General features: G+C 55.4%; 1 protein-coding gene. It reads right to left on the bottom strand.

Going from position 1 to position 377, the window contains the following annotated elements; all coding sequences use genetic code 11:
• Positions 1–377, bottom strand: a 377-nt coding sequence (locus AC1RPW_RS08110; RefSeq protein ID WP_481769458.1) for a hypothetical protein, incomplete at both ends; no start/stop codon positions are given.

Here is a 377-nt window from a genome sequence, read left to right as displayed (position 1 = left end):
CGAAGAACCCGTGGAGCATTCTGTATTTGCGGTTGAGCGAATGTCGCGTCCGGTGGATGCCAACCAGAATTTGATCGGCGTTGGCCACGTGCTCATCATCGACGCGTGTGCCCGGAGCCCAGACCCGAGTCTCACCGTAGAGCCCGGGCTTGATCTTTTTCTTAGCACGTATCCGCATTGACAACCAGATTAGCGGATTCTCTTCAGCAACCCGCTCGATCTTGGTGAGCATCACATCGGCTCGGCCACGCACGAAGTAACCTTCTCCCTTCACAGGCTTCAGCTGGAACGGGTCGCCTACCACGAGAATAGGTACTCCGTACTCCAGAATATCCATCGCCATGTCCTCGTTGACCATGGACACCTCATCAACGATC

It is taken from the genome of Dellaglioa sp. CoH-55-MRSF-8 (assembly GCF_056782195.1).
Note: the sequence above shows the minus strand (reverse complement) of the source record. Positions and strands in the feature narration are given on the sequence as shown.